General features: G+C 66.4%; 22 protein-coding genes and 1 tRNA gene. 8 read left to right on the top strand and 15 right to left on the bottom strand.

Going from position 1 to position 19761, the window contains the following annotated elements; all coding sequences use genetic code 11:
* Positions 1-35 precede the first annotated feature (35 nt).
* Complete coding sequence (locus tag ACR2JI_RS14850; RefSeq protein WP_526391262.1) at positions 36-506, top strand: lipoprotein LpqH; 471 nt, start codon at positions 36-38, stop codon at positions 504-506.
* Here ACR2JI_RS14850 and ACR2JI_RS14845 read toward each other — a convergent pair.
* The 5 genes from ACR2JI_RS14845 to ACR2JI_RS14825 form a co-directional block, all read right to left on the bottom strand.
* Positions 503-1909, bottom strand: a complete 1407-nt coding sequence (locus ACR2JI_RS14845) for a WS/DGAT/MGAT family O-acyltransferase (RefSeq protein ID WP_526391260.1) — start codon at positions 1907-1909, stop codon at positions 503-505. The genes ACR2JI_RS14850 and ACR2JI_RS14845 overlap by 4 nt on opposite strands.
* A gap of 324 nt (positions 1910-2233) precedes the next feature.
* A complete protein-coding gene (locus ACR2JI_RS14840; RefSeq protein WP_526391258.1) occupies positions 2234-2902 on the bottom strand; it encodes an LOG family protein in 669 nt (222 codons plus the stop codon).
* Positions 2903-3130: 228 nt separating this feature from the next.
* A tRNA-Ser gene (locus tag ACR2JI_RS14835) sits at positions 3131-3221 on the bottom strand.
* Between the two features lie 27 nt (positions 3222-3248).
* Complete coding sequence (locus ACR2JI_RS14830) at positions 3249-3719, bottom strand: nucleoside deaminase (RefSeq protein ID WP_526391256.1); 471 nt, start codon at positions 3717-3719, stop codon at positions 3249-3251.
* A complete protein-coding gene (locus ACR2JI_RS14825; protein WP_526391254.1) occupies positions 3716-4270 on the bottom strand; it encodes a tRNA adenosine deaminase-associated protein in 555 nt (184 codons plus the stop codon). The genes ACR2JI_RS14830 and ACR2JI_RS14825 overlap by 4 nt, the downstream gene beginning before the upstream one ends.
* A 105-nt stretch (positions 4271-4375) precedes the next feature.
* On the opposite strand from ACR2JI_RS14825, the gene ACR2JI_RS14820 reads away from it, so the two are divergent.
* The gene (locus ACR2JI_RS14820) at positions 4376-5320 is read left to right on the top strand and encodes a prephenate dehydrogenase (protein ID WP_526391296.1); all 945 of its coding nucleotides are present in this window, start codon (positions 4376-4378) and stop codon (positions 5318-5320) included.
* Here the strand turns inward: ACR2JI_RS14820 and ACR2JI_RS14815 are convergent.
* The 5 genes from ACR2JI_RS14815 to ACR2JI_RS14795 are packed head-to-tail and all read right to left on the bottom strand — an operon-like array spanning position 5283 to position 9315.
* Positions 5283-5843: a putative glycolipid-binding domain-containing protein gene (locus tag ACR2JI_RS14815; protein WP_526391294.1), complete on the bottom strand. Its 561-nt coding sequence runs from the start codon at positions 5841-5843 to the stop codon at positions 5283-5285. The genes ACR2JI_RS14820 and ACR2JI_RS14815 overlap by 38 nt on opposite strands.
* A gap of 35 nt (positions 5844-5878) precedes the next feature.
* The gene (locus tag ACR2JI_RS14810; protein WP_526391252.1) at positions 5879-6655 is read right to left on the bottom strand and encodes an ABC transporter permease; all 777 of its coding nucleotides are present in this window, start codon (positions 6653-6655) and stop codon (positions 5879-5881) included.
* Positions 6652-7296, bottom strand: a complete 645-nt coding sequence (locus ACR2JI_RS14805; RefSeq protein WP_526391250.1) for an ABC transporter permease — start codon at positions 7294-7296, stop codon at positions 6652-6654. The genes ACR2JI_RS14810 and ACR2JI_RS14805 overlap by 4 nt, the downstream gene beginning before the upstream one ends.
* A 6-nt stretch (positions 7297-7302) precedes the next feature.
* Positions 7303-8406 carry an ABC transporter ATP-binding protein gene (locus ACR2JI_RS14800; protein WP_526391248.1) on the bottom strand — a complete coding sequence of 368 codons (1104 nt, stop codon included), beginning with the start codon at positions 8404-8406 and terminating at the stop codon, positions 7303-7305.
* A complete protein-coding gene (locus ACR2JI_RS14795) occupies positions 8407-9315 on the bottom strand; it encodes an ABC transporter substrate-binding protein (protein WP_526391246.1) in 909 nt (302 codons plus the stop codon). It lies immediately after the preceding gene.
* Between the two features lie 137 nt (positions 9316-9452).
* Here ACR2JI_RS14795 and ACR2JI_RS14790 point away from each other — a divergent pair, with 137 nt between their 5' ends.
* Complete coding sequence (locus ACR2JI_RS14790) at positions 9453-9824, top strand: LapA family protein (RefSeq protein ID WP_526391244.1); 372 nt, start codon at positions 9453-9455, stop codon at positions 9822-9824.
* On the opposite strand, the gene ACR2JI_RS14785 is transcribed toward ACR2JI_RS14790, so the two are convergent.
* Entirely contained in the window at positions 9814-10425 is a 612-nt protein-coding gene (locus ACR2JI_RS14785) for a histidine phosphatase family protein (RefSeq protein WP_526391242.1), read from the bottom strand. The two genes, ACR2JI_RS14790 and ACR2JI_RS14785, sit on opposite strands and share 11 nt — an antisense overlap.
* An 18-nt stretch (positions 10426-10443) precedes the next feature.
* Between ACR2JI_RS14785 and ACR2JI_RS14780 the strand changes: the two genes are divergently transcribed.
* Positions 10444-11202 (top strand): SDR family NAD(P)-dependent oxidoreductase, encoded by a 759-nt coding sequence (locus tag ACR2JI_RS14780; protein ID WP_526391240.1) that lies wholly within the window; start codon positions 10444-10446, stop codon positions 11200-11202.
* A 5-nt stretch (positions 11203-11207) separates the two neighbouring features.
* On the opposite strand, the gene ACR2JI_RS14775 is transcribed toward ACR2JI_RS14780, so the two are convergent.
* The 3 genes from ACR2JI_RS14775 to ACR2JI_RS14765 are packed head-to-tail and all read right to left on the bottom strand — an operon-like array spanning position 11208 to position 15295.
* Complete coding sequence (locus ACR2JI_RS14775) at positions 11208-13085, bottom strand: alkyl/aryl-sulfatase (RefSeq protein WP_526391238.1); 1878 nt, start codon at positions 13083-13085, stop codon at positions 11208-11210.
* 13 nt (positions 13086-13098) lie between these two features.
* A complete protein-coding gene (locus ACR2JI_RS14770; protein ID WP_526391236.1) occupies positions 13099-14613 on the bottom strand; it encodes a sensor histidine kinase in 1515 nt (504 codons plus the stop codon).
* Positions 14591-15295 carry a response regulator transcription factor gene (locus tag ACR2JI_RS14765; protein ID WP_526391292.1) on the bottom strand — a complete coding sequence of 235 codons (705 nt, stop codon included), beginning with the start codon at positions 15293-15295 and terminating at the stop codon, positions 14591-14593. The genes ACR2JI_RS14770 and ACR2JI_RS14765 overlap by 23 nt, the downstream gene beginning before the upstream one ends.
* 118 nt (positions 15296-15413) lie before the next feature.
* Between ACR2JI_RS14765 and ACR2JI_RS14760 the strand changes: the two genes are divergently transcribed.
* From ACR2JI_RS14760 to ACR2JI_RS14745, 4 genes are read left to right on the top strand one after another with little or no spacing between them, the layout of a single operon-like run.
* On the top strand, positions 15414-15785 hold the full coding sequence (locus ACR2JI_RS14760; protein ID WP_526391234.1) for a DUF1622 domain-containing protein: 372 nt from the start codon (positions 15414-15416) through the stop codon (positions 15783-15785).
* A 45-nt stretch (positions 15786-15830) separates the two neighbouring features.
* The gene (locus ACR2JI_RS14755) at positions 15831-16829 is read left to right on the top strand and encodes a phosphotransferase family protein (RefSeq protein ID WP_526391290.1); all 999 of its coding nucleotides are present in this window, start codon (positions 15831-15833) and stop codon (positions 16827-16829) included.
* On the top strand, positions 16826-18004 hold the full coding sequence (locus ACR2JI_RS14750) for an acyl-CoA dehydrogenase family protein (RefSeq protein ID WP_526391232.1): 1179 nt from the start codon (positions 16826-16828) through the stop codon (positions 18002-18004). The genes ACR2JI_RS14755 and ACR2JI_RS14750 overlap by 4 nt, the downstream gene beginning before the upstream one ends.
* On the top strand, positions 18001-18765 hold the full coding sequence (locus tag ACR2JI_RS14745) for an SDR family NAD(P)-dependent oxidoreductase (protein WP_526391230.1): 765 nt from the start codon (positions 18001-18003) through the stop codon (positions 18763-18765). Before ACR2JI_RS14750 ends, ACR2JI_RS14745 begins: the two co-directional genes overlap by 4 nt.
* On the opposite strand, the gene ACR2JI_RS14740 is transcribed toward ACR2JI_RS14745, so the two are convergent.
* The coding region (locus ACR2JI_RS14740) for an MFS transporter (protein WP_526391228.1) at positions 18762-19761 on the bottom strand (1000 nt) is incomplete at its 5' end. The genes ACR2JI_RS14745 and ACR2JI_RS14740 overlap by 4 nt on opposite strands.

Below are 19761 nucleotides of genomic sequence, written 5' to 3'. Positions count from 1 at the left end.
TCCGGTGGGTCACAGCAACGAAAGTGTGGTGGTCAGTGATACGAGGTCTGGTGGTGGCCGTCGGAGGCGCCACGATACTGGTGGCCGGCTTGACCGGCTGTTCGAGCAAGGACAGTTCTGTAGGCACGACAACGAGTGCTAGCGCGCAGGCGTCGGCGTCGGCGGGCTCTGGCACCGCCACGGTGACCATCGACGGCAATCCGCGGGAGATGACCGGTCAGGTGGTCTGTACCACCGCCGGCGGCAATCTCACCATCGCTCTCGGCCAGCAGACGACCGGGATCGCAGTAGTCATGGCCGAAGACGCCTCGAAGGTGACCTCCGTCGGGTTGGGCAATGTCGACGGTGTGGTGCTGGGGTTCCAGGACATGACCCCCGGAGGCAGCGCGTCGGCCACCAGGGACGGCAAGCGCTACACGATCAGCGGCACGGCGAGCGGGGTCGATATGGCCAATCCGATGCAGCCGATCACCAAACCGTTCGAGATCGCGGTGACCTGCCCCTAGCGGGGCTTGGCGGAGGATGAGGCGCGCTTGCGCGGCGCAGCTTTCTTCGCCGTCACTCCGGTCGCCTTCTCGAGGTCTGTCAGGGAATCCTCGAGATGCCCGATCAGCCGTTGCAGGTGCGGCACGCTGGTGCGGCAACCGACAATGCCGAAGTCGAGGTTGTCGCCGTTGTTGGTCAGCGTGATGTTGAGCGCCTGGCCGTCGAGGGCGATCGACATCGGGTAGTTGCCGTCCAGTTGGGCGCCGCCCCAGTACATCGACTGCCGGGCCCCCGGCACGTTGGAGATGACGATGTTGAACGGCGGCGGCGCCGTGGTTCGCAGCACCGGCAGCAGTTCCACCATCATCGGCACGATGTTGAAGGTCGACAGCGCCACCTGCTGAACCTTCGGCAGTGATCTGAACACTTCCTTGTTGTTGTTCATGGAGTTGTTGACCACTCGCAGGCGTTCCGCCGGATCAGACAGATCGGTGCCGAGATTGCCCAGCAACGATCCCACCTCGTTGCCGCCGGTGGTTTCGCCCTCGCGGAGATTAACCGGAACCATCGCGATCAAGGGCTTGTCCGGCAACGCGTTCTGTTCGAGCAGATAGGCCCGCAGGGCACCGCCGCACACCGCCAGCACCACATCGTTGAGGGTGACGCCGGCGGCCTTCTTGATCGCCAGGAAACGCTCGACGGGCCAGGACTGCGCCGCACACCGCCGAGCGCCGCCGATGGGCACGTTGAACATCGACTTGGGCGCGCCGAACGGCAAGGTCAACTGTTGCTCGAGGATTCCCTTGCGGGCGAGGTTGTAGGTACCCGGGCCCAGAGCCGCAATGGAACCGGCTCCCTTCTTGACGGTGTCCAGAAGGGAGGTCTTGGCACCCTTCTTCGCCTTGCGCTCGTTCGGGGCCCAGAACGCCCGGGCTTCCGGGTCATCAGGATCGGTGGACAATGCCCGTCGCAGAGTCAGCATCGCGCTCACACCGTCGAGCAGTGCGTGGTGCATCTTGGCGTACACCGCAAAACGGCCGTCATCGAGTCCCTCGACCAGATGCATCTCCCAGAGCGGGCGGTGCCGGTCCAACAACGTGCCGTGCAGACGCGAGGTGAGCTCCAGGAGCTCACGGACCCGGCCCGGGTTGGGCAATGCCGAGCGGCGCAGGTGGTACTCGAGGTCGATCTCCGGCTCGATCGCCCAGGTGAGCTTTGAGATACCGCCCATCACCTCACCGGGATGCTTGCGGAACGTCGGGGTGGCGTCGGTGTCGGTGAGCAGTTCCTGGTAGAGCTCGCGGACGAAGTCCGGCCCGGCGCCCGGGGGTGGCTTGTAGAGGTGCAGGCCACCGACGTGCATCGGATGCTCGCGTGACTCACCCAGCAGGAACATGCCGTCAAGTGGTGAAATCAGATCCATGTGACTTACTCGCCTCCCCGAATGCGAACGACTGCACCAATTACAGCGTTTCGTCGATCAGTAGGCGGGGCTTTGACGATTCCCGGGGTCAAAGGCAACGACGGATCGGCCGGCTTGTCGGATTCCCCGCACCCCAGGTGGTCCCACGTCACCAACCCCAGACCTTGACCGGCCAGGCCGGCGTGACTGTCTCGAAGATAACGCGATGGGCAACCGGGGCCGCCGCGGACCAGCAACACGGTGCGGGGACCGGTACCCAGCGAGAATGTCATCACTCCATGGCCCCGTCCACCTCCACGGCTCGACGGGCCCACTCGGTCATGTTCAGGACGCCCGCAACAGTTGATGGGATTCCTCGCCGGGCAGATGGTCGGGCAGATAGAGGAAGTCAGCGGGATTGTGTTCGCGGGGCCGGTGAGCCATCAGCGCGGGCAGCGCGTCGGCCGCGTCATTCACCACGATGAGAACCTCACGGATTGCCGGCGCGATGAAGTTGTGGGTGATCCCGTGGTCGATCATGGCGATCATCGGATCGTAGAAGCTGTCGTGGTTGACGATGACGATCGGCTTGGAGTGATCCCCGAGCTGGCGGCCGACCACGACCTCGAAGAATTCCTCGTAGGTACCCAGACCACCGGGAAGGATCACAAACGCATCGGCCAGATCCATCATCCGGGTGCGCCGATCGGGCATCGACTCCACGACGATCAACTGGTCACAGCCTTCCCAACCGCCCTCCAGATCGTCGAGCTTCGAGGTGGTGATCCCCACGACGTTACCGCCGGCTGCCTTGCACGCTCGGGCCGCGATGCCCATCAGTCCTACGCCTCCTCCACCGAAGACCATCTGCAGACCGTTTTCCCCCAGCATCCGCCCGATCGTCCGGGCCGGCTGCGAGAAATGCGCCGCGAGCGCCGAGCTCGCTGAGCAGTAGACCGCGACCGATGCCGGCGCGGAAACCGAATAGCTGTCGGCTGCTGAGGCGGTGTTCACGATCTGGCTCCCGTCGTCTGGGGTGGTGCGCTTGTCGTCAGCCAGTCTTTCGCCGGAAGCGGACGCGCCATGTCGACCGGATGGGCCGATCGGCGGATGATCTACCTGTCCCCCGATCAGCGGAACGATTTTGTTGACTCGACGGCAGCCGAGCGGTCGCGGGAATCCGACACCACGGGTCGAGCAGGCCCGAAACCGCGCCTAACTCGGTGTATCGGCCGGTGAATATGGCGGTGGCGGAGGGATTTGAACCCTCGGACGGGGGTTACCCGTCACACGCTTTCGAGGCGTGCTCCTTAGGCCGCTCGGACACGCCACCGCGGGGAATCTTACGGACAGGTGCGGACTAGCCCAAATCACGGTGGCGGCTGAAGAAATCCCCCAGCAGTGCGGCGCACTCATCGGCGAGCACGCCACCGCGCACCTGCGGACGATGTGTCAGGCGTCGATCGCGCACCACATCCCACAGCGAACCGGCCGCTCCGGTCTTGGGCTCCCACGCCCCGAACACCAACCGGCCGACCCTGGCCATCACCAGAGCGCCGGCGCACATCGTGCAGGGTTCGACGGTCACGGCAATGGTGGCGCCCTCCAGCCGCCAGCCATCGCCGGCCACTCCGGCGGCGGCCCGCAGCGCCAGAATCTCGGCGTGCGCGGTCGGGTCACCGAGTGCCTCACGGGCATTGGCGGCACGGGCCAGCTCGATGCCGTCGGCGTCGAACACCACCGCCCCGATCGGCACGTCATCGGGACCCGCCGCGGCGGCCGCGTCGATCGCGGCGCGGATCAGGACGTCGTCGGGCCGAAGCGGGCTCACCGATCCAGGCGGTCGAGCACCGCTGAGAGCTCCTCGGCGAAGCCCATCTCCCGGGCGATGCGGCCCAGCTGCTCGTCGGGGTAGAGGTCGGTCTCGTCGAGGATCACGCTGAGCACGGCCTCGGGCAGTCCGACATCGGCGAGCACACCGAGATCACCCTCTTCGAAGGGATCGGCGTCCTCAAGGTCCTCCATCGCGATATCTGCGTCGAGCTTCTCCAGCGCCTCGGCGGCGATGTCGTAGTCGAGAGCGGCGGTCGCGTCCGACAGCAGCAGCCTTGTGCCGGACGGCGCCGGACGCACGACCATGAAGAACTCGTCGTCGATGTCGAGCAGGCCGAAGACCGCGCCGGCGCTGCGCAAGTCCCGCAGTTCGGTCTCGGCGGCAGCCAGGCTGGTCAACGCCTTGGCGCTCATCGGCGCACAGCGCCACTGGGCGTTCTCGTGCACGACGGCGACGGCAAATCCGTAGGACGCCTCGGCAGAACCCGATCCAGAACCCGATCCGGAGCCCGATGCTCCCTGCTCGCGCTCTACCCGCTGACCTGCCATGGGCGCATACGGTAGTCGCTGGGCGGGCGAGTTGACCAGCGACCAGCACGCCGCACCGATCTGCGGGCAGAGATGTGCCAACCTGGAAACGTGACGACTACACCCGTGTGTGTCCTGGGGCTGGGCCTCATCGGTGGGTCGGTGGTGCGCGCGGCCACGGCGGCGGGCCGGGAGACTTTCGGCTACAACCGCTCTACCGAGGGCGTGCATGCGGCACGCAAGGACGGGTTCGCAGCGACCACCGAGATCACCGAGGCGCTCCGATGGGCGGCCGACCGCCGGGCGCTCATCGTGCTCGCCGTACCGATGCCCGCGGTGCGGGTGATGCTCGCCCACATCAAGCAGGACGCCGCGGACTGCCCGTTGACCGATGTGATCAGTGTCAAAGGGCCGGTACTCGACGAGGTCCGATTCGCCGGACTCCTGGACCGCTACGTCGGCGGGCATCCGATGGCGGGCACGGCCTACTCCGGCTGGGTCGCCGGCGACGCGCGAATGTTCGCCGGGGCACCGTGGGTGGTAAGCGTCGATGAGCACGTCGACGCGCACATCTGGTCGCAGGTGATGCGACTGGCGCTGGATTGCGGCTCGATGGTGGTGCCGGCCAAGTCCGACGAGCACGATGCAGCCGCAGCGAGCATCTCGCACCTACCGCATGTGCTGGCCGAGGCGTTGGCCGCCGAAGCCGGCGATGTGCCGTTGGCCTTCGCGCTCGCGGCCGGATCGTTTCGGGACGGCACCCGGGTTGCCGCAACCGCGCCGGATTCGGTGCGTGCCATGTGCGAAGCCAACGCGGATCAACTGATCCCGGCGCTGGACCGCATCTTGACGCTGTTGCACAGCGCTCGGGAATCGTTGGCGGACAGGGGTTCCGTTGCTGAACTGGTCGATGCCGGCCACGCTGCACGGGTCCGCTACGAGAGCTTCTCCCGGCCCCAGATCGAAACCATCACACTCGGCGCCGATAACTGGCGTGAGGAACTCGCCGCAGCCGGCCGAGCCGGCGCGGTGGTCAGATCCGCTCTGCCAGGCCCGGGTAGTCGACAATGAACCCTTCGTGGTCGACGACGACGGTGGTCTCCGCAACAGGAGAGTGCAGTTTGATCCCGTCACCGGTTGCCGGACCCGCGCTCGCGTAGCTGATGGTCTCCGCGGTGACGTTCAGATCGGGCAGATAGACGTAGACGACCGGGACGCTGACCGCGCCTGCTTCCCGGTGCAGTCCGGTGCGCCGGATGGGCAGCGCGTTGAAGAACGGACTGAACACCACATCGACGTCGAGCGCCCCCTCATAGGAGTCGCGGGACTGCCCCTGGTGATCGGTGACCAGCCACATGTTCTCCTCGTCGCGGTGGATCGACAACTGACGATCGCGTCCGGCGAGGGTTATGTCCATGGACAGCCGTTTGGTGGCTCCGTTGTCGTCGGTCACCAGGTCGTAGGACGCGCTGAACGCCGGGTTCTCCGCTGTCGCCGCCGCCACGATCCTCCCCGACGCCTTGATCCTGTTACCGGACAGGTTGACCCGGACCGATTCGATTCGCGTGCAATCGTGCGAGCGCCACGTCAGCATGGCGGGCCACTGGGGGGCCGCACCGTCGTCTGCAGTCACCACCCCTCCACCGTAGGCGACGGCTGCTCGCCGCCGTAGTCGGGAGTCCGGCGTCGAGGGCGGGAGTCGAATTTCACCTCGTCGTCGAGCAGTGGTTGCGGTAGCCGACGGCGCAACCGCCCGGTGCCGGGGGCCGACGCCCACACCACCGCCGCCAGAATTCCGTCCAGCAGCAGCGCCAGCACAGTCACCAGCAGAGCGCCGACCAGAGCAAGGTAGAACTGTCGGACCTTGATGCCGTCGATCAGATAGCGCCCGAGTCCGCCGAGGCTGGCATAGGCCGCCACCGTCGCGGTGGCCACCACCTGGAGGGTGGCGGTGCGCAGTCCGCCGAGAATCAGCGGCAGCGCGTTGGGAACCTCGACGTGGGTCAACACCCGCCGCTCGGTCATGCCCATCGAGCGGGCCGCATCGACCACCTTCGGGTCGACGTTGGCGATACCGGCGTAGGTGCCTGCCAGCAGGGGTGGGATTCCGAGCAGCATGAGGGCGATGGTGGGCGGCAGCAGCCCCAGTCCCCACAGTAGGACGGCCAGCAGCAGCACACCCAGGGTCGGCAGCGCTCGCAATGCATTGACACCGGTGACCACCAGGAAGGTTCCGCGGCGGGTGTGGCCGATGATCATCCCGATCGGGATGGCGACCAGCGCGGAGGCGATGACCGCGACGGCGGTGTACTGCAGGTGCTCGAGGATGCGCGCACCCAGACCGGCCCTACCGCCCCAGTTCGACGCGGTGAAGATATACGTCAGCGCCTGGTTCAGGAAGTTCACGACGCACCCCGGACCCGCGCCCACGGCGTGATGAGCCGTCCCGCCAACAGGATCAGGATGTCGATGACAACGGCCAGTAGGAAGACCGCGATGATTCCGGCGATGATCTGGCTGCTCTTGTCGGACTGGTAGCCCTCCGTGAACCAGGTTCCGAGTCCACCGATACCGATCACCGAGCCGACTGCGACCATCGAGATGTTGGTCACCGCCACCACTCGCAGTCCGGCGATCAGAACCGGGATCGACAGCGGCAGTTCGACTTTGAGTAACTGTCCCAGCCTGGTGTAGCCGACGGCGGACGCCGCGTCGCGGACCGGTCCGGGCACCGCATCCAGAGCCTCAGGTACGGCCCGGATCAGCAGAGCCGTCGTGTAGAGCGTCAGGGCGATGACCACGTTCGCCTCATCGAGGATGCGGGTCGGGATGATCAGGGGCAGGACGACGAACAGCGCCAGCGACGGGATGGTGAAGATGATGCTCGCGGCCAACGTCGTGAGGCGGCGCAATCCGGTGCGCGGCCACACGAAGGCACCCAGTGGCACCGCGATCACCAGACCGAGGACGACCGGAATGAGTGCAAGCCGCAGATGAATGAGCGTCAGCGTCCACGCGGTACCGAGGTGGTTGAGCAGATAGTGCACGGGCGATCAGTCCGCCGACCGGCGTTGGTCTTCAAGGGCGTCGATCACCTGATCGGCGACCACACCGCCGATCACGACACCGGAGTCGTCGACGGCCACCCCGATGCCCGATGGCGACGACAGCGCCGCATCAAGGGCGGTGCGCAGGGTTCCGTCGGGGCGGCACAGCGATCCGCCGGCGGTCACGCTGTCGTACAGCGCGCCGCCGCCGCGGTGCACCCCGACCCCGCGCGCATCGATCCAGCCGAACGGCGATCCGTCGTCGCGCACCACCAGCACCCACTCGCCATCGGCCAGGTCGAGCGCGTCGACGGCGTCTTCGGTAACGGCTGAAAGGGGCTGCGGCACAAGGTTCGCAGCGCTGAAGAACTGCAGCGCGCGGAATCCGCGATCAGATCCGATGAACTCGGAGACGAAGTCGTTGGCGGGGTGTTCAAGCAGCCGGGCCGGTGCGTCGTACTGCTGCAGCGCTCCACCCCGGCCGAACACCGCTACTGCATCCCCCAGCGTGATCGCCTCGTCGATATCGTGGGTGACGAAGACGATGGTCTTGCGCAATTCGCTTTGCAGTCGCAACATCTCGGCCTGCAATTCCTCGCGGACCACCGGGTCGACCGCCGAGAACGGTTCATCCATCAGCAATATCGGCGGGTCGGCGGCCAGCGCGCGCGCGACACCGACACGCTGCTGTTGACCTCCGGACAGCTGGGCTGGATAACGGTCGCCCAGCTTGGGGTCCAAGCCGACCCGTTCGAGAACGTCGTAGGCGGCGCGTCGAGCCTCGCGCCGCGATTGGCCTTTGAGTACCGGGACGGTGGCGACGTTGTCGATCACGCGTTGATGCGGCATCAGACCGCCGCTCTGGATTACATAGCCGATGCCGAGCCGCAGCGCGACCGGATCGACACCGGCGACGTCGCGGCCGTCGACGGTGACGATGCCCGAGGTCGGGTCGGTCATCCGGTTGATCATCCTCATCGACGTGGTCTTACCGCAGCCCGACGGGCCGACGAACACTGTCAGGCTGCCCTCCGGGACCTCCAGCGTCAGGTCATCAACTGCCACGGTTCCATCGGGGTAGCGCTTGGTGACGCCATCGAAGCGGATCATCTACTTGCCGATCCGAGTGTCGAAACCGTTGTCGCGAACCCATTTTCGGGCCGCCTCGTCGGGGTCTACCCCGGAGTTTCCGGAGACCGCGGCATTGAGTTCGGTCAGTGCCGCGGTGGTGAGCTTCGCCGACACCGCATTGAGCACCTTCTTGAGGTCATCCGACATCTTCTGCGAACTCACCAGGGGCACCACATTGCCCGGCAGGAAGTTGTTCCTCGGATCGCCGAGCACCACGAATCTGTTCTGCGGAATCGCCGGCGAGGTGCTGAAGATGTTGGCCGCGGTCACCGTCCCGTCGATGAGAGCGCGAACCGTCGCCGGACCACCCCCGTCGCTGATCGCGACGAAATTGTCATCCTTGACGTCCAGGCCGTAGCGGGCCTTGAGTCCCGGCAGTCCCTGGGCGCGATTGAGGAACTCCGACGGGGCGCCGAACTTCACCTCCCCCGAATGCGCGGCGAGATCGGCGATGGTTTTCAGCTTCCACTTGCTTGCGGTCGCCTCGGTCACCGTCACGGTGTCGGTGTCGTCGGCCGGCGCGGGGCGCAGAATCGCAAGGTCCCCCGGCAACGCACGAAAGAGCGCCAACTCGACCTGATCGGGAGTGGTGACCGTGTTCTTCGGATCGAAGTACTGCAGCAGGTTGCCGGTGTACTCGGGGATCAGATCGATCGAGTGGTCCCGCAATGCGGGCACGTAGGTCTCCCGGCTGCCGATACCGAACTGGCGGCCCACGGTGAAACCGTTCGCGGCCAGCGCCTGGGCGTAGATCTCGGCCACGATCTTGGACTCCGGGAAATCCGCCGAGCCGACCACCACCGATTTGAGGTCCCCGGACAGCCCCGCGCCGCCCAGCGGATTGGAACTGCCGCAGCCGGCCATCGGCAGGGTCACTGCCAGCGCCATCGCCAGCACCGTCCGCCGTACCCAGCATCGATTCATCGGATTCCTTTCACCGCCTTCGCCGACCCTAGCCAGCCGGGTTGCGACCTGTCGCCGGTTGGTTGTTTCCCTTACGCGTCCGAACAGGTCAAAATGACCTCATGAGCAGCGAACCCCCCGTTTCACCGGAGCAGGCCCCCGGCGCGGCTGCGCCACCGGTGGTAGCGGAGCACGAATCCAGCCACTCCCCCGCCAACAGGACCGAGGAGGTCAAGTTCACCCGGGCGGCGGCGCTGTGGATATCACTGATCTTCGGCTTCCTGATCCTCATCGTGCTGTTGATCTTCATCGCCCAGAACACCGAGTCCGCATCGTTCGCCTTCCTGACCTGGCGGTGGAATCTCCCACTCGGCGTGGCGATCCTGTTCGCCGCGGTATGCGGCGGCCTGGTCACCGCACTGGTCAGTGCGGCCCGGATGTTCCAGCTCCGCCGCGCTGCGAAGAAGAACCTGCAGTTCGCTCTCAAGCGGTAGGTCTCTTGCGGGGCAGCAGGTCCCAGACGTGCTCGATTCCGTTGACTCCGGCGACGGTGAACGCGCCCTTCCTGGAACGGCGCAGCGTCGTCACCGACGCGTAGTCGATCGGGAATGACAAGGTCTTCGCGGTGCCGAGAATCTCGTTCAACACCACGTTGATCACTCCGCCGTGGCTGAACAGTGCAACGGTGTCGGCATGTGCGGTGGCATCGCTAATGTCGTTGAGCGCCGACCAGATTCGTCCGCGGAACTCCTCGACGTCGACCCCGGCGGGTAGGTCACCACTTTCCATCCGATTCCAGTCCGGGCTGCCCTCGGCGCGGGCTTGTTCCAACGGGACGTAGTGCGACATCCCACGGTCGTATTCGGCTAGCCGATCGTCGATGTCGATCGGCAGACCGCGGGCGGCGGCAACCGGGTCCGCCGTCTGGTAGGCGCGACGCTGCGGACTGCTCACCAGCCTGCTGATCGGAAACCGTTCGAGCGCCCCGGGTAGCCGACGGGCCTGCTCGGCGCCCTCGACGGCCAACTCGGGATCTGAGCCCTCACCGGCCCGGGTGCGAAGCGGTAGGGCATGTCGGATGAGCAGGAACTGCATGGGTGCAACGATAGGTCCATGGCGTACACCGACCGACTTTTCGACCTGACTGACCGGGTGGTTCTCGTCACCGGAGGCAGCCGGGGCCTGGGTCGTGAGATGGCGTTTGCGGCCGCGCGGTGCGGTGCCGATGTCGTTGTCGCCAGCCGCAAGTTCGACAGCTGTGTTGCGACCGCGACCGAAATCGAAGAGGAGACCGGCCGGGCGGCAATGCCGCACGCGGTGCACGTCGGCCGGTGGGCCGAACTCGACGGGTTGATCGATGCGGTCTACGAGCGGTTCGGCAGGCTGGACGTGTTGGTCAACAACGCCGGCATGTCGCCGACCTACGACAAGCTGACCGATGTCACGGAGAAGTTGTTCGACACCGTGGTCAACCTCAACTTGAAGGGACCGTTTCGGCTCTCGGTACTGGCCGGCGAGCGGATGGTGGCGGCCGGCGGCGGGGTGATCATCAATGTCAGCACCCACGGTTCACTGCGGCCACACCCGTCGTATCTGCCGTACGCGGCTGCCAAGGCCGGACTCAACGCCCTGACCGAAGGGCTGGCCCACGCCTATGGGCCGACGGTGCGGGTGAACACCCTGATGCCGGGTCCGTTCCTCACCGATATCAGCAAGGCATGGGACTTCGGCGATATCAACCCGTTCTCCGCCTTCGCACTACAGCGGGCCGGGCAGCCATCGGAGATCGTCGGCGCCGCACTGTTTCTCATGTCCGATGCATCGAGTTTCACCACCGGGTCGATCCTGCGAGCCGACGGCGGCATTCCCTGAGGTGATCACGGCGTGATGATGTTGAACTTCGGATCGGGCTGATCAAGCACGCCGAGCAGGCTCTGCAGCGCGGCCGCATCACCGGTCACCTCAAGTCCCGGAGAGGTGAAGTCCCCGAGGGCGGCGGCCAGCAACCGCATCTTGTGCGCCAGTGTGACGGTGGCCGTCGCGGAGTCAGGATCAGCCGCGCGCTTGCGGTAGACCAGCACGCCGTTGCGCAGGGTGAGCCGGTAGTTGGTCCCGAGATCTCCGAATGTCACGTCGAGAGCCAGATCCAGATCCCAGGCGCGTGGGCCGTTGACCGACAGGGCAAGCACGTCGAACATCTGCTCCGGGGTGAGCTGACTGAGCATGGTCGGCGACGTGGTGTTGACCGGCGTGCCGAAGTTACCGTCGCGCAGCTCGGTTGCACCACTGAGGAAGAAGTTCCGCCAGGTCGCGCACTCGGCTCCGTAGCCCAACTGCTCAAGGGTGTCCGCGTACAACTCCCGAGCCCCGCCATGATTCTCTTCGGTGAAGATCGCGTGATCGAGAAGTGTTGCCGCCCATCGGTAATCGCCGGAATCAAAGGCTTCGCGGGCAATCTCCACCACACGGTCGACGCCGCCCATCGCACTGACGTAGCGGGGGCCCAGCGCCTCGGGTGGATGCTGCCACAGCCGGCCGGGGTTGCCGTCGAACCAGCCCATATAGCGCTGGTAGACCGCTTTGACGTTATGGCTCACCGAACCGTAGTAGCCGTGGGTGTGCCAGGCCTTCTCCAGCGCCGGAGGCATGGTGAAGTTCTCGGCGATCTCGATGCCGGTGAAACCCTGATTGAGCTGCCGCAGGGTCTGATCGTGCAGGTAGGAATACAGATCGCGTTGCAGGGAAAGGAATCCCACGATCTGCTCGCGGCCCCAGGTGGGCCAGTGGTGCGAGGCGAACACCACATCGGTGCGGTCGGCGAAGGTGTCGATGGCCTCGGTGAGGTAGCCCGCCCAGGCGTGCGGGTCGCGCACAAGTGCGCCGCGCAGGGTCAGCAGATTGTGCAGGTTGTGGGTGGCGTTCTCGGCCATGCACAGCGCGCGGAACTTCGGGAAGTAGAAGTGCATCTCGGCCGGCGCCTCGGTGCCCGGCGCCATCTGAAACTCGATCTCCACACCGTCGATGGTGTGGGTCTCGCCGGTCGTGGTGATGTCGACGGTCGGCACGATGACCGCGATCTCACCGGTCGAGGTGTTCTGGCCGAGCCCACACCCGACCTGACCGAGTGGGCCGCGCTCCAGCAGGGTGCCGTACATGTAGGTGGCCCGGCGGGTCATCGCGGTTCCGGCATAGATGTTCTCCTGCACCGCATGACCGATGAAGCCCTCCGGTGCCAGGATCGCCACCCGGCCGGAGTCGACGTCGGCCTGGCTGGTGACACCGAGCACGCCGCCGAAGTGGTCGACGTGGCTGTGGGTGTAGATGACCGCCACGACGGACCGCTCGCCGCGATGGGCCCGGTACAGCGCCAGTGCAGCGGCTGCGGTCTCTGTGCAGATCAACGGGTCGATGACGATGACACCGGTGTCACCCTCGATGAAACTGATGTTGGACAGGTCCAGACCGCGAACCTGGTAGATGCCCTCAACGACTTCGTAGAGGCCCTGCTTGGCGGCCAGTGTGGACTGCCGCCACAGGCTGGGGTGCACCGACGGCGGAGCCTCCCCGCCCAGGAAGCCGTAGGCATCGTTATCCCAGACCACACGCCCGTCGGCGGCTGTGACGACGCAGGGTTGCAGTGCGGCGATGAATCCCCGGTCGGCGTCGGCGAAATCAGCGGTGTCATCGAACGGCAGCACACTCCTGTGGTGGTCATTCGCCGACGCGATCGAGGCTGCTGGTGATTTCGATTTCATAGCAGCGGATTCTTCAGACCGCAGCGCTGCGGGGCAGCCGAACGGTGAACTCCGTGCGGCCTGGCACCGACGCCAGCGTGATGGTTCCGTCGTGGGCGCGAACGACGGCCGACACGATCGCCAGACCCAAGCCGGTCGATCCGGCTTTACGGGAGCGGGAAGTGTCGCCGCGGGCGAACCGCTCGAAGACCTCCGACTGCATTTCGACCGGAATCCCCGGACCGTTGTCCAGCACCTGCAGGATCGCGATATCGGCGTCGGTGCGCAATGAGACCGTCACCTCCGATCCTGCCGGGGTGTGGGTGCGCGCGTTGGCCAGAAGATTGGCCAACACCTGATGCAGCCGAGCCTCGTCGCCGATGACGGTCACCGGTTCCGGCGGTAGGTCGAGGCTCCATCGGTGCATCGGGCCGGCCGCATGCGCGTCGCTGACCGCGTCGGCACACAGCCGGGACAGATCCACAGGCCGGCGTTCCAGCGGTCGCCCGGAGTCCAGCCGGGCCAACAGCAAGAGGTCCTCGACAAGCCTGGTCATCCGGATTGCCTCGGACTCCACCCGGCCCATCGCGTGTGCCACGTCCTCGGGCACCTCGTCACGTTTCCGTTGTGCCAGTTCGGTATAGCCGCGGATCGCGGCCAGCGGCGTGCGCAGTTCATGGCTCGCGTCGGCGACGAATTGGCGCACCCTGCTCTCACTGGCCTGACGGGTGGACAGCGCCGCGGCGATGTGGTCGAGCATCCGGTTCAGCGCGAGCCCGAGTCGGCCGACCTCGGTGTTCGGGTTGGTGTCGGCGCGCGCGACGCGAACCGGCAGGGCGACTTCGCCCCGGTCCAATGGCAGGTCGGCGACGGCACCGGCGGTGGCGGCCACCCGGTTGAGCGGCGCCAGGGCGCGGCGAATGATCAGCATTCCGGCGGCGGCCGCGATCGCCAGTGCCAGCGCGGTCACCACCGCGAAGATCACCGCCACCCGGATCAGGGTCTGATGAACGCCGCGCAGACTCAGCCCGACCACAAGATCGGTTCCGGGCTGTCGACCGGGTGCGGAGATGATCCGGTAGGGCCCCCACCCGTCGAGCTCGCGCGTTTGTGGCTGCCGGATTCCCGCCGATTCGGCGAGTTGGTGCGCCGCTGATTCAGTCAGGGAATCGCGGTCACCTCCGCGGTTCAGCGCCCCGGCTTTGGCCACCTCACCGTCACTGACGACCGCGGCGACCATTCCGATCGGCTGGCCCGGGGCGTCGAGGAACTCCGGACCCGGCCCGGGTCTGGGCATCATCGGGCGGTCCTCGCGTCCCGGGGGTGGCGGCGGTGGCCGGTGGTCCATCATCGACGACCGCTGGGCGATATGACGGAGTTGGCCGTCGAGTTCGCCGACCAGATAGGCGTTCAGCGCGAACTCGGTTGCGACCGCGATTCCGAGGGCGACGCCGACGAGCAGGGCCAGTTGTCCGGCGAGCAGGCGCGCTCTCAGCGACCATGTCGGTCCGCCGCCAACCGGGCGGTCAGGACGCGGGTTTGAGGACATAGCCGGCGCCGCGCAGGGTGTGGATCATCGGTTCGCGCCCGCTGTCGATCTTCTTGCGCAGGTAGGAAATGTAGAGCTCGACGATGTTGGAGCGGCCGCCGAAGTCATAGCTCCAGACCCGGTCGAGGATCTGTGCCTTGGACAGCACGCGCTTCGGGTTGCGCATCAGGTACCGCAGCAGTTCGAATTCTGTTGAGGTCAAGCCGATCAGCTCGCCGGCGCGAGTGACCTCATGGCTGTCCTCATCAAGTATCAGATCGCCCACGACGATCTGTGCGCTATTCCCTTCGACACTGACCCCGGTGCGGCGTAACAGGCTGCGCAGCCTCAGCACGACCTCTTCGATGGAGAACGGCTTGGTGACGTAGTCGTCGCCACCGGCGGTCAGCCCGGCGATGCGATCCTCGAGTGCGTCCTTGGCGGTCAGCAGCAGAACCGGAAGTTGCGGGTTGTCCTCACGTAGCTTGCGCAGCACATCCAGACCGCTCATATCGGGCAGCATCACATCGAGTACCACCGCGTCCGGGCGCACGTCGCGGGCCGCTGCGATTGCGGCCGCACCGTCGGCGGCGGTGTTGACCGTCCAGCCCTCGTAGCGCAACGCCATCGAGACCATTTCGGCCAGGACGTCCTCGTCATCGACGACGAGGACATTGACGGGGCTGCCGTCGCTGCGCCGCATCACGACGCGTTCAGCGGCGGGGGAAGCCATATCACCAGTATGGCCGCAGCTATGGGCTGTTCCTATGCGATCGCTGTGTGCCGGCTGTGAAACGCTCCCGGCCCCTAGAATCCACCCGGTGGACTTCTTCGAGGTGATCGAGACGGTGGGCAAGACCATCGACGGTGTGGGGGTCGCCGTGATCGCCGTCGGGGCGTTGATCTCGGCTGCGGGTGCGGTGTCGAGGCTGCGGCGTAAGTCCGGTGACGTCTACCGGGTGTTCCGCCAGCAGCTGGGCCGCTCCATCCTGCTGGGCTTGGAGTTCCTCGTCGCCGCCGACATCATCCGGACGGTGGCCGTCACGCCGAATGCCCGCAGCGTCGCGGTGCTCGGCGGCATCGTGCTGATCCGGACGTTCTTGAGCTTCTCGCTGGAACTCGAGGTCACCGGTTACTGGCCCTGGCAGAAAAACCGCCAGCAGCCCGGGTCCCCTCCGCCATTGGGCCCGTGAGGTAGCTTCGCCAGCGTGGACGACCTGACTGCAGTTGCCGACTGGATGTCCGGGCGGGGGCTCGGTGAGGGTCCCATCGAGAACGTCGCGGCGATCACCGGCGGCACGCAGAACATCATGCTTCGGTTCACCCGGGACGGCCGGGAGTACGTCTTCCGCCGCGGCCCGCGGCATCTGCGGCCGGTCAGCAATTCGGTGATCCTGCGTGAGACCCGGGTGCTGCAGGCTCTGGCCGGAACCGACGTCCCACATTCCGGACTGATCGCGGTGTGCGAGGACACCTCGGTGCTCGGCGACGCGGTCTTCTATCTGATGGAGCCGGTGGACGGGTTCAACGCCGGGGCGGAACTGCCCGCACTGCACGCTGGCGCCGCCGAAGTCCGGCACGGAATGGGCCTGTCGATGGCCGACGCGGTGGCCCGACTGGGTGCCCTCGACCACGTCGCGGTGGGCCTGGCCGACTTCGGCAAACCGGAGGGATTCCTGGAACGCCAAGTGCCACGGTGGCTTTCAGAGCTGGAGTCCTACGCCAAGTTCGACAACTACCCCGGCCCTGATGTCGGCGACGTCGCTGCGGTAGCAGGGTGGCTGCGCGAACATCAGCCGACGACGTTCTCGCCCGGGATCATGCACGGCGACTACCACGCTGCCAACGTGATGTTCTCCAACACCGGACCCGATGTGGTGGCGATCGTGGACTGGGAGATGTGCACCATCGGCGATCCCCTGCTGGACCTCGGCTGGATGCTGGCCACCTGGTACCGACCCGGGTACGAGCCGGTGCTGCCGAACGAACTGATGACCGCCGGCGGTCTTGCCACGCCCGACGAACTGGTGGAACGTTACGCGCGCAACACCACCCGCGATCTGTCCGCGATCGACTGGTACACGGTGATGGCCTGCTTCAAGCTCGGCATCATTCTCGAGGGATCGAACGCCCGGGCGGCAGCAGGGCTGGCGCCCAGGGAGATCGGCGATGTGCTGCACACCGCGACAGTGCGGCTTTTCGATCGCGCAGTGAAGATCATGGAGGAGCAGAGATGATCGATTTCGAGATTCCGGCGGAGCTTGCCGTCCGGCGGGACAGGATCGGTGAATTCGTCGCCGAGCGGATCGTCCCGTTCGAGAAGGATCCGCGGCTCACCCGGCACGGACCCAACGAGGACCTCCGCACCGAAATGGTCGGCCTGGCCCGCGAGGCGGGGCTACTGAGCTTCCAGACTCAGCGCCGATTCGGCGGATGGGAGCCCTCACATCGGGAGCAGGCGGTGCTCTTCGAAGCGGCCGGCTGGTCCACCCTCGGTCCGGTCGCGCTGAACTGCGCCGCACCCGACGAGGCGAACATGTACATCCTGTCCAAAATCGCCAACCCCGAACAAACCGAGAAGTTCCTGGTGCCGGTGATCGAGGGACGGCAGCGGTCGGTGTTCGCGATGACCGAACCGGGCGGCGCGGGATCCGATCCCGGCCAGTTGCAGACCGAGGCCGTCTTCGACGGCAGCGAGTACGTCATCAATGGCCGCAAGTGGCTGATCACCGGCGCCAACGGCGCCAAGACGTGGATCATCATGGCCCGCGTGGCAGCCAACCCGCACGGCGCCGACGGCCCGACGCTGTTCCTCTGCGAAGGCTCCACCCCGGGGATCGAACTCGAGCGGGTGATGAACACCATGGACCGCAACTATGTCGAGGGCCACGGTGTGGTGCGGTTCGAGAATGTCCGGTTACCGGCCTCAGCGGTGCTCGGCGAGGTCGGTGAGGCGCTGCGCTATGCGCAGATGCGTCTGACCCCGGCCCGGCTCACCCATGCCATGCGTTGGCTCGGCGCGGGAATGCGGGCACAGTCGATCGCAGTCGAGCACGCCCGCACCCGCACCGCCTTCGGTAAGACCCTCGGTGAACATCAGGGGGTGGGGTTCATGCTGGCCGACAATGAGATCGCGCTGCAGCAGTGCCGGCTGGCGATCTGGTGGGCCTGCTGGATGCTGGACACCGGCGCCAAGGGCCGGCATGAGAGTTCGATGGTGAAAGCCGTTGTCTCCGAGGAACTCTTCAAGGTGGCCGACCGCTGCGTGCAGATCCTGGGCGGCATGGGAATCTCCGATGAGACCCCGGTGGGCATGATCTTCTCCGATATGCGGGCCTTCCGGCTCTACGACGGCCCGACAGAGGTGCACAAGTACGCCATTTCCCGTCAGGTGCTGAGGAGCCCGTCATGAGTGTGCTCGATTCGTTCCGACTCGACGACAAGGTCGTCATCATCACCGGCGCATCCTCCGGCCTGGGCGTGGCCTTCGCGCAGAGCTTCGCCGAGGCAGGTGCGGACCTCGTCCTGGGTGCCCGGCGGGTGGAGAAGCTGGCGGACACCGCCGCCTTGGTCGAACAGACCGGCCGGCGGGCCCACACCCACAAGACCGACGTCGCCGACCCCGACCAATGCCAGCACTTGGTCGACGCCGCCATCGCCGAGTTCGGTCGGGTCGACGTTCTGATCAACAACGCCGGCGTGGGCACCGCGGTACCGGCCACCCGGGAGACCCCCGAACAGTTCCGCAGTGTCATCGACATCAACCTCAACGGCTCCTACTGGATGGCGCAGGCCTGCGGGCGGGTGATGCAGCCCGGAAGCTCGATCATCAACATCTCCAGCGTGCTGGGGCTGACCACCGGTGGCTTGCCGCAGGCGGCATACAGCGCCTCCAAGGCCGGCGTCATGGGTCTTACCCGGGATCTGGCACAGCAGTGGGGTGCGCGCAAGGGGATTCGGGTGAATGCCCTGACGCCCGGCTTCTTCGCCAGCGAGATGACCGACGAGTTGGCGCCTGGCTACCTCGAGAATGTCGTTCTGCCGAGAACTCCGATGGGCCGTCTCGGAGACGCCGCCGAACTGGCCGCCACCGCGGTATGGCTGGCGTCTGCGGCCGCGGGCTTTGTCACCGGGCAGACCATCGTCGTCGACGGCGGGCTGACCATCGCCTAACGAGCCGGTTGCGCCGCGTCCTCCCAGGGGGTTTCGGAGAACGCGACCTCGCGCATGGTCCACACAGCGATACCGGCCGCCACGTACAACACGATCAGGTACGAGCTCATGGTGAAGGTCAGCCCGCGCGCGGCGAGCCAGGTGGCGATGATCGGGCCGGTGCCGCCGAAGGTGGCCATGGTCACCGCCCAGACGAACGCGAACCCGGAAGCGCGCAACCGAGGCGGGAAGCGCTCGACCATCGCCGCGGTTGTCACGCCTCCCGGGACCGATGTGGTCACCGCGATAGCCAGTTGCGCGAGGTACACCTTCCAGGCGGCATTCGGATTCCACATCAGTGCGATCACGGCGGGTGCGCCCGCCGCCATCGCGATGTACCCGCCGATCAGCACGCGGCGCCGGCCAATCCGATCGCTGAGGCCGCCGAAGAAGATGTTGAGCGGCACGGTGATCGCAAGGCCCAGCGAGGTCGCCAGGAAGGCGGTCCTGCCGTCCGCACCGATCAATACGGCCAGCGAGGGGAAGCCCGCGATGAATGTGAAGAAGACCAGGCCCACCACCGAACCCGCCGCGACGGTGCGCAGCGCATCGGACCGATGCTCGCGCCAGATGGTTCGGAGCGGGTGCGGCTCCCGATTCTCAGCCGGGTCGAACGTCTCAGCGGCACCGCGCCGGACAAAGAAAGCGGTGACCCCCAGCACTCCTCCCAGAAGGAACGGGATTCTCCAGCCCCAGTCCGTGAGCTGATCCACCGACAGGGTGTGGGTGAGCAGCACGCCGAGTAGTGAACCGATCAGCGTCCCGATGGTTGCGGTTGCGGCGTAAACGGCAGTGAGGGAACCTCTGCCGCGCCCACCCGCCGACTCGGACAGAAAACCCGCCACCACACCGGATTCCGCGCCGAGGGCCAGCCCCTGGACGATGCGCAGCGCCACCAGCAGCGCCGCCGCCCACGGCCCGATCGAGGACGCCGTGGGTGCCAGTCCGATGAGCAGG

The sequence above is a fragment of the Mycobacterium sp. genome (assembly GCF_051006775.1).
GTDB lineage: Bacteria > Actinomycetota > Actinomycetes > Mycobacteriales > Mycobacteriaceae > Mycobacterium.
This window is presented reverse-complemented; position numbering and strand designations above follow the sequence as displayed.